The sequence below is a fragment of the Peribacillus muralis genome (assembly GCF_001439925.1).
Lineage (GTDB): Bacteria > Bacillota > Bacilli > Bacillales > DSM-1321 > Peribacillus > Peribacillus muralis.
In genome coordinates this window covers 1-7,497 of the sequence record NZ_LMBV01000052.1, presented here as the reverse complement: position 1 = coordinate 7,497, position 7,497 = coordinate 1, and the positions used below count along the sequence as shown (strand labels likewise).

General features: G+C 38.3%; 9 protein-coding genes. 3 read left to right on the top strand and 6 right to left on the bottom strand.

All coding sequences use genetic code 11. The features are described from left to right. Window positions 1-138: 138 nt before the first annotated feature. Window positions 139-315 carry a hypothetical protein gene (locus ASU00_RS25630; RefSeq protein WP_161809787.1) on the top strand — a complete coding sequence of 59 codons (177 nt, stop codon included), beginning with the start codon at window positions 139-141 and terminating at the stop codon, window positions 313-315. Window positions 316-419: 104 nt separating this feature from the next. On the opposite strand, the gene ASU00_RS23860 is transcribed toward ASU00_RS25630, so the two are convergent. The 5 genes from ASU00_RS23860 to ASU00_RS23840 all read right to left on the bottom strand — a co-directional run bounded on the left by ASU00_RS23860 (window position 420) and on the right by ASU00_RS23840 (window position 2,567). Beyond that, window positions 420-617 carry a hypothetical protein gene (locus tag ASU00_RS23860; RefSeq protein WP_057915930.1) on the bottom strand — a complete coding sequence of 66 codons (198 nt, stop codon included), beginning with the start codon at window positions 615-617 and terminating at the stop codon, window positions 420-422. Next, window positions 617-1,285 carry a hypothetical protein gene (locus tag ASU00_RS23855; protein ID WP_057915929.1) on the bottom strand — a complete coding sequence of 223 codons (669 nt, stop codon included), beginning with the start codon at window positions 1,283-1,285 and terminating at the stop codon, window positions 617-619. The genes ASU00_RS23860 and ASU00_RS23855 overlap by 1 nt, the downstream gene beginning before the upstream one ends. 12 nt (window positions 1,286-1,297) lie before the next feature. Continuing rightward, window positions 1,298-1,579: a helix-turn-helix domain-containing protein gene (locus ASU00_RS23850; protein WP_057915928.1), complete on the bottom strand. Its 282-nt coding sequence runs from the start codon at window positions 1,577-1,579 to the stop codon at window positions 1,298-1,300. Window positions 1,580-1,720: 141 nt separating this feature from the next. After that, window positions 1,721-2,275 carry a hypothetical protein gene (locus tag ASU00_RS26520; RefSeq protein WP_057915927.1) on the bottom strand — a complete coding sequence of 185 codons (555 nt, stop codon included), beginning with the start codon at window positions 2,273-2,275 and terminating at the stop codon, window positions 1,721-1,723. Between the two features lie 34 nt (window positions 2,276-2,309). Next, entirely contained in the window at window positions 2,310-2,567 is a 258-nt protein-coding gene (locus ASU00_RS23840) for a hypothetical protein (protein WP_057915926.1), read from the bottom strand. Window positions 2,568-2,800: 233 nt separating this feature from the next. Here ASU00_RS23840 and ASU00_RS23835 point away from each other — a divergent pair, with 233 nt between their 5' ends. Then, complete coding sequence (locus tag ASU00_RS23835; RefSeq protein ID WP_057915925.1) at window positions 2,801-3,271, top strand: helix-turn-helix domain-containing protein; 471 nt, start codon at window positions 2,801-2,803, stop codon at window positions 3,269-3,271. A gap of 1,624 nt (window positions 3,272-4,895) precedes the next feature. Further along, the gene (locus ASU00_RS23830) at window positions 4,896-5,219 is read left to right on the top strand and encodes a hypothetical protein (RefSeq protein WP_152983841.1); all 324 of its coding nucleotides are present in this window, start codon (window positions 4,896-4,898) and stop codon (window positions 5,217-5,219) included. A gap of 225 nt (window positions 5,220-5,444) precedes the next feature. On the opposite strand, the gene ASU00_RS23825 is transcribed toward ASU00_RS23830, so the two are convergent. Beyond that, complete coding sequence (locus tag ASU00_RS23825; protein ID WP_057915923.1) at window positions 5,445-6,023, bottom strand: tyrosine-type recombinase/integrase; 579 nt, start codon at window positions 6,021-6,023, stop codon at window positions 5,445-5,447. Window positions 6,024-7,497 lie beyond the last annotated feature (1,474 nt).

Below are 7,497 nucleotides of genomic sequence, written 5' to 3'. Positions count from 1 at the left end.
GCGACACTATATGTTGATATTTGAGTTTCGCTATGATAAATTTAGGTTACTTGTTAAGCGAAACGGACACGTAAGGCTACATATAGATTTTTGCGTCAGCAAGGACGGATTTTGAAACAGATAAAAGGAGAGGGAATTATGCTTGAAATCTTGAAAACGGTCTCTGCTATAGCCAGTTCTATAGCGAGTGTCGTTGAAGATTTTTCTGGCTTTATAGAACTAGGGCTTATCATTGCTAGTGCTATAAAAGGATTGAAAATCCAAAAAAATCTTGTAGCAAAGAAAACAAAAGAAAACAAAAAAAAGCTATCTTGATAGCGATTGTATTACTGGAATCGGGTGTACAACCTGATTCTTTTTTTATTTGGTCTTTATCCCCCAAGTATAGCCCCATGTTCATAAAGAAAAACCACCTGCAGTTAAGCAAGTGGTTCTGATTCCTCATCTTTCTTATTTCTAAATTTGTGTAGTGTGTAAGGTGGATAAACAATGGGCTTACTTCTCTCCATCATGTACCTGCCCATAGCTTCATTGTCCACGTTTATCGGCGTTTCCATTAAGGCTGCTTCACCTAAACCATTTATGATCTTCTGCAACGGGTTCATTTCATTACTCATTATTCTGCACTCCCTTTTGGTTTCGTTATGTTGGTGGGCATGTTTCCTGAACACGCTGAGAATATGTCCAAACGATGAATTACGGTCTTATTAAACTCGCTGTAGGGCAGATTTGTCTGGTCATACTCAAACACCCTTTCAAAGTTTCTATTTACCTCCATGACCTCTTTGTCGTCCAGAAATTCACCAATAGCTGGTAACAAGGGGCTTTGCTGTTTCCTAACTTCACTAGCAAAGTCATAGATTGCCTTAACTAACTCGTATCTCGCGTGTTCGACCATCTCGTTCACAGGTAACTGATTCTTAGCAGACAAGTCTTTGCGGTAGGTAGCTTGAATAATTGGTGCGTATTTCATTTTTAAAGCTGTGAAGTCCTCTTTCAATTGTTCCTGTAAAGAAAGTATGATCTTCATTTCTTCATCCGTACTAGTAAGCTGTTTGGACAGGTAAATGTAGTCACCCGTGTTGTCCTTAGATATCTCACGGTCAAGCAACAATTGCGTATGTTCTTCCTGAAGTTCTGCAACTCTTTTACTGAAATCTTCCCCACGTTTAACGAGTACCTGCTTTTCAGTTTCATAGTCTGCTAATACTTCTTGAGTGGCGGTGAACATAGTATCCAAAGTTTCAATGGCAGAATCTACTGCAGAACGGTCAATCTTTAACATTGTAATTTCCTCCTATTTAATGCCTCGTTGGGCTTTTAATTCTGTAATTCGTTTCACGCTTAACATTTCAAGTTCACTGATGTTTAACGACCTGCAGCCGTCAATTATCCGACTTTCATAATTTATTGATAAATCCAATACGCCCCGTTCAAGCTTGGCGATTACGCCCTGATCGATTTTGCAAACCTCACCGAATTTCTCTTGCGTAAGATTTCGGCAAAGCCTGATATAGCGAATCATTGGATACGTTATTTTCGATTCGTAAGGTAAGCTGTTCACATTCACACCAATCATTTAATTCCCTCCCGATCTTTAGTGAAATTCATAAAATATGAACCTCCTATAAAGACAGTCTTTAAAACCCCCACCCCTGACAGGTAGGTGCATGAAAAAAAATCCATAAAAAAGAACGGCTGCTAAAAGCCGTCCTCTCGTTTAAATCAATCCCTTGTCCTTTAAAACAGTTCTCACAATCTCATTCATTAAGTCGCTTTTATTGCCGTGCTTCACATTATCCAAAAAGTTAATTATGTCTGCATCCCAATAGAAACCTCTATATACTCGCTGTTCACTTTCAGAGTTATTTTGAAGCAATAGCAAATCAATAGAATCTAGTTTGCTAGTGGCTATTTTTGATACTTCCTTTTTACTAGCTTTTGCTTTGATTTCATTAGTATTTTCTTTTACTGGCGTTTCAATAGTAGATGCTGTTTCTTTAATAGCTTGAATGCTAGCATCGGCTTTCGTAACCCTAACCCTTTGCTTTTCCAACAACACCGATAACTTTATGTTTAAATCTTCCTCAGTCGCTTCACCGACAAACTTCTTTTGGCTGTTATCCCAAGTCAAGCCAATTCCAGTTAATCGGGCTTTAATTAGGTCTCGGGAAACTTGGAACAATTCCATAATATCCGGGTATCTTATTTCTCCAGCATTGAACAAGTTGACAAGGTCCCTCACGTTGGAATCCTTCTTTAATTCGATTGTCATAGTTATCACCTCAAGTAACTACTTCGCCTCAGCCTTAGCGATTACCTTCTAAATTCGCGTTAACCTTTTGCAGGCCCGCCCTAAATTCCTTGGCATTTGTGTCAATCTTTTCTAGAGTTCTATCTATCGTGTCAAAACGGGCTTGGATGCCCTTAAAGTCTTCTTTAATTTTGGCGAAGTTTCCATCCACCCGGTCGGAATTTCCATCCAATCTGTCGAATCTCTCATTTATGGATTTAAATCCCATTTCCATAATTTTCTTTAATTCTTCAAGTTCATTTTTTTCACTCATTTCAGCATACCTCCTAATTGTCCCGTAAACGCCCCGTACAGAACGTTCAGGTTTTAACCTAACTTATCTATTAGAATTATTTTAAAACGCCTTAGAATGGACGTGTTGAAGGTACACGAAGTAGATTTTAAATATCTTCAAATTAAATGTCCTATTTCAATCCATTCCTGTAAGTGCTTCTGTATAGAGTTCAAAACATGAACTACTAAACCTCAGAAAAGGAATGATTTTATATGGCAGCAAATACAACGAAAATTAAAAGTACAGGGATAATCTGCAAAGGTAACGTGGAAAAGAACTTTGAACTGTTTCCAAATGCCTTATTCGACTACATCCAATTAGATTTGATTTCTCACACCGATCTTGTCGTTTATATGAAGCTATACCAATATTACAACTTAGACATTGGATATGCGTACCCCACCGTTCCCCAACTAATGTTTCTTACCGGTATTGGAGGGAAATCCACTATAAATAATTGTTTTAAAAATCTAGAACGAGTGGGACTAATTCAAAGAGGCAAAGCCCTCAAAGGTAACAATATTTATGTAGTTTACAAACCGCTGGATAAGGCTGAACTGTACGAAGCTGTTCCCGGCAAAGTTGAAAAACTCAGGGAAAAAGAAATAGATTTAGTGGCGATGGCTGAAAATGATAAGGAACGATTCCACCAACATATGTTAGACAAGCAAAAAATGGGATAAAGGTGAAAGTTACCCTTGTGATTAACGCTGATTGAAAACACTGGTTTAATCACATTCTTAGCAGGTGTTAATCACAAGTCACATATGGTTGGTATCTTTAAATTGAACGGGCATGGTTCATTATTTAATCAAACATGGTTCGAGAATTGGACGTTATACAGACTTAACTAAACAAACTTATATATTCAAACTTAAATTGTGTTGAAAAGAAAAAAATCTAAAAAGAGAATGCTATCATAAGAGAAAGGAAAAGGTGGAAAGAAAGGGCAAGATTGAAGATCGGGTTCCGGGGTTGTTTGCAGAAACAATCCTGTTGTCCCCAAATTTGCCCAATGAGTTTTGGCTGCATCATGGCTGCTTTCTTGCCCCAATTAAAAACCCACCGTTGCCCACTACGGGACTGTCATTCTCCTACAACCCCAACTATGAATCCTTATATAGTAAATCTAATGTTATATTGTAGAAATGCCTTAACCTCCGTCATCTTAACAGCAATTTTTCCAACTATTTAGCTGATTATGCTTGACCGATCTTACGGTTTTTGACTTGCTGAACGAGAGATTTGGAACGGCTTGAAGGCAGACTTATCCCCTATGCTGAGAGAAAGCTAAAAAAAGCAATCAATCAGAATAGAAGGATAAGCGTCCAATTTTACTCACGTAAGTCCTTGCGTCACGTTCGACCCGTTTACGTATATCAGACCCTATTCACTCAGTAGATTTCTCTACACACATCCTTTGCCAATGGCTTGTCCTACACAATATCGTCCCTGTGCGACAAGCTGAATGCGTTCCCTGACACCGTAATGTCAACGATAACCACCCGAACCTTTTATAGGCTGTTCTCGCCTGTCCAGCAACAAATGAATAGGAATCTGTTACTGGTTGCCCACTTTGTAAGAGTATAACGAAGTACTCTCTGCACGAACGCAGGCTATCCAATCAGTTTTTAAGGTGCTTTCAGGCAATTGCACCTGAACAGTACACAAAAAAGACGATACCCCAATAACCTGTGTGTTTCTGCTACAAGTTAAAGTGATATCGCCTTTCGTAAAAACTTTGTCTGATTATGTACGAATGCCACTAACATTACTAGTTGAAATTCCGTAGACAAAGGGCTTATAATAGGTGTATCGAATAGTCCTGTTGCGTCAGGGCTATAAATTTAACTTAGTGGTGAGAACACTAGGTTATAGAAGAAGTCATTTCCGTTAGTGCCTGAGAAACACTAACATATGGAAATGGCTTTTTTGTTTATCCGTTCGTTATTAAGTTACTAATAATTTTAACTCTATCAATCTACATAAGCAACCATAAATTACTAGGTTCTGCAAAGATTCTGAATGGTTTCCGCAATACCGGAAAAAGTAAAAAGCCTAGCCCATTATAGGCTAGACAGATTTACCGCAAGGTTAATTAAAGCCAGCACTAGTCCGACACCCTTACTTGAAATCTTGATTCGTATAGACACCTTGATTTCCATTTTACATCACCCTTTTGAAGGGGCCGGATTGCCGCCGAAGCAGAACCCACTTCATATCTTGTTGCCTCTCTATTATACTACCTATTTCCTATTTTTGTATACACAGGTAAAATATATATTAGCAAGGGAAAGGGAGATGATGATGGAACAACAACAATTAGAGTACTTAAAAACATGGAAACAAGAATTAGAAAAAGAGAATCAAGAATTTCTAAGCGACTTGAGGAAATACAATAAAGAAAGAGATGAGTTGCTAACAAAACGTTCTTTTCTGACAGAATTAAAGATTCAGCCTATAAATGGCGATTCAATTGATGATGTTAATCTATACAGTGGCTATGATGAGTTTGATGGTCGCCTAAGAGACTTGCAAAGCGATGAACAACATAAATTTGAAAAGAAACTAGAATCAAAGATTGATTACAACAAGATTATAATACGTAGGATCAACTTATATTTACCGTAAGGAATCAGCACCCAATTCAGGGTGTTTTTATTTTACCTCCGCACAATCTGGAATTGCCTGCTAAGAGGGGCTGACGCCTTGGTACGTCTAGGTTCCTTAAATTAACATAGGTGTGAAAAGTTGTGCGAATTATCAGTTTTTACCGCCTAAACGTACTATCTACACAGCCCTTCCCCAGAATAAAAAAAGCACAAAGAAAAAAGAACGCGAGGTTCCCCCCACGCCTTACAGTACAAAGTCATTTAAGCTGTCTTCGATTTCTTCATCAGTGATTCCTATATACTTCAAAGTAACCTCAGGGTGCGAATGATTAAGTATCATCTGTAGTTTCGCCACGTCTTTAGTCCGTTTATAGTACCAGTAGCCGAACGTTTTTCTCATAGTATGAGTTCCGATACCGTCAGGCATATCTACCGTATCAGACGCTTTATTTAAAGCCCTGTAAGCTTGTATGCGAGAAATCGCCTTATCCCCTTTACGTGAAGGAAACAGCCATTCAGTGCCTTCAAGTGTCTTGATATATTCGTTTAATTCCTCATAGATGTTACTTAGCTGGATATCACGCTTCTTTTCCGTCTTACCTTCCTTAACAGCGATTTTCTTTTTCCCCTTAATGTCCTTCACCTTTAAATCTAATAAATCACTCACTCGTAGACCAGTATTGATTCCTAGTAGAAACATTATGTAATCTCTTTGCGATTGGCGTTTTAGTGCCCACTTCATATCATCTAATTTTTCTAATGATCTTATCGGTTGTACGTCCTTAATTTCCTCTTTTTTATTAGCCGGCTTTTTCGTAGTCATATAAATTCCCCTTTTCCGTATCCCAATAGACTCAACGTTTTGAATGTAACATATTTTTTAGTTACCCTCAGTATAGCATGGTTTTCCGTATAGTCCAGTGTTTTAGGGGAAATGAATGTAACTTTTTATGTATTATGTTACATGTTGATTTTTTTTCACCGTTAGTTGCTTATCCCTTGAAAAATAATTAAGTAAAGAGTGTGCGAAACCCAAATGTCATTCTTATTATTTAGTAGGTGTCCGAAACCCAAAACTCATGCGTCATATAAATTAAGGGACGATAATCGAAAGGGTTTCCGAGACTATATACGTGTAGGTAATTTTTTAAAGGTGGGGATAACTAATGGAAATCTGGTACTTAGCAATAATCTTTGTAGTCATTCAGGGAGTATTTAACACTATTGGCACATTAGCATTTCATGGGGTCAAGATATACCTACTGGTTAGGAGGGAAAGCAGGAAGAAAAAATAAGTACCTCTAAGGATATGGGCTATATAAGGGGCTACTCGATATGACAACCTGCCACCACAAACAGCCAATTAGCGATAGACTGACATAAGGTAAAGGAAACCAGTAATGACAAGGGATAGGAAGGTGCGTGAGGCGTTAGGATACACAGCAAGACATGCGATATAGAACGGAGGAAGATAACAGAATAGAAACAAACGAATGAAATAACAGCAAAGGAAAGTAAATAGCCAATGGCGGATCTCAGGTGGCTACGTGTGCTAGGGGAATGGATGCTGTGAGGATGTAATGGAGGAAGCCCCCTCCCGGGGGAAGCACCCCCGTCACACCCGCCGTCTACCACTTAAAAAAGATTCGCAATGTGTCCAGAAGTGTTTTGTCACATTAACCTCTGTTTAGAAGGGCTACAATGAAATTAACTTTTGCTTTGCCTTGCCGATTTGATGTGACGAAGGGGGTGGTTACTGAAACCGCAAATAGGTACTCGTGATGCACACTTAAAAAAATTTGCGGTGGGCTTCCGTAACTTGCAGGTGGTATAATATGGAAAGTTGATTACCAAAAAAAAGGGGGGCTTAAATGTCAAAGTATCGATTGTTCCATATTCTAATCGTCCTAGCGTTCATGGCATGTTTTATCTATAGCCTCGTGGCCAGAACTCCACAGGGCGTAATAGTGACCTTTTTTGCCGCGATAATAGGGATCGGGTTGATGTTGCTGAATACCTCTATCAATAGGCACCCAAATAAATAATCAGAAATTAAGCGTGACTTACCCTGCTGTTTTTTCGAAGTCAAGGTTCAAATTAACTTCAATTTGATGGAAAATCATCGTAAATATACACTTATCTCCCTTTTGCTAACTATATTAAGTGATTCCTCGGTTGACAAAATTAAAAGTCATTCAAAAAAACACAATATATAGTGGTTTATGTATTTAATGCGACACTATATGTTGATATTTGAGTTTCGCTATGATAAATTTAGGTTACTTGTTAAGCGAAAC